The 1241-nt window shown below is 65.2% G+C and carries 2 protein-coding genes; both read left to right on the forward strand.

Features of this window, described 5'->3' with window-relative positions; translation table 11 throughout:
* On the forward strand, positions 1-792 hold a 792-nt coding region (locus GY769_22505; GenBank protein MCP4204690.1), incomplete at its 5' end, for a nucleotide sugar dehydrogenase.
* A gap of 238 nt (positions 793-1030) precedes the next feature.
* Positions 1031-1241: hypothetical protein (locus GY769_22510; GenBank protein MCP4204691.1), on the forward strand; the 211-nt coding region annotated here is incomplete at its 3' end.

The following is a 1241-nucleotide window of genomic DNA, read 5'->3' on the forward strand; positions in this document are numbered from 1 at the left end:
ACGGTCAGCATACCCAAGGTGGTCGGCGGGGCGGACGCCGCGTCCACCGAGCTGGCAACCGCGCTCTACTCCCAGGTCTTCTCATCGGTGGTGCCGGTGTCTTCGACCCGCGTCGCCGAGGCCACCAAGCTGACGGAGAACATCTATCGGGCGGTGAACATCGCCCTGGTCAACGAGCTCAAAACGGTCTACGACGCCATGGGCGTCGACGTCTGGGAAGTCCTCGACGCCGCCGAGACCAAACCGTTCGGTTTCAAACGCTTCGATCCCGGACCCGGTTGGGGCGGGCATTGCATTCCGGTCGATCCCTTCTATCTGTCGTGGAAGGCCCGGGAATTCGGGCTCCGGGCACGGTTCATCGAGCTGGCCGGCGAAGTCAACGTCGAAATGACGCACTATGTGCTGGCCAAGCTCTTCGAAGCCCTCAACGCCCGCGGCAAGCCGGTGCGCGGCAGCCGGATCCTGGTCATCGGCCTCGCCTACAAGCCCGACGTCGCCGACCCGCGCGAGAGCCCGGCGTTCGAGATCCTCGATCGTCTGGTCGAGCTCGGCGCCGACGTCGCGTACCACGATCCGCACATTCAAGAAGCGCCGGCAATGCGCACCTGGCCCGATCTACCGCCGATGAGGTCGGTCGACCTGGACCGCGAGACGGTCGAGAGCCAGGACGCGGTGCTGATCGTCACCCACCACTCGAGCATCGATTACGCGGCCCTGGCCGAGCACGCGTCGCTGATCGTCGACACTCGCGGCGTCTACCGGGAACCGGCGACGAACGTCGTCCGTGCGTGACGGCAACGAGCCAGCGCCCTCCCAGCGCCCCAGGAACTCGAGCTTGCAGCTCGACTTCCTGGCCCAGCCCGTCCGTACCAAGAGCCCGGCCCGAAAACCTCAGCTTGCAGCTGAGCTTTGCGGCCGGCCTCAAGGTTAAGTGTTGGTTAACAAAGGCGCTCGCCGCTCGCCGTCGGTGCTTGAGCATGATAGGGTCTCGTTCCCCCTGCGAGCCATACCTCCCAGAGACTTCACCTCGGTGGCCAGTAAACTCCAGCGTCTGACCAAGATTCCGTCCCGGACCCGCATGACGTTGATCGTGTCGGCCGACGCGCTCGCCACCGTCGCGAGCTTCGCGGCGGCTCTGATGCTGCGCTTCAACCGCGCCGAGATCGATCGATTTCAGCAACACCTGCTGGGGATGGTGCTGCTCCTCGTCCTCGGCCGCCTGGCGCTCAATCTCTTCTTCC

The sequence above is a fragment of the bacterium genome, assembly GCA_024224155.1.
In the GTDB taxonomy this organism is placed as follows: domain Bacteria; phylum Acidobacteriota; class Thermoanaerobaculia; order Multivoradales; family JAHEKO01; genus CALZIK01.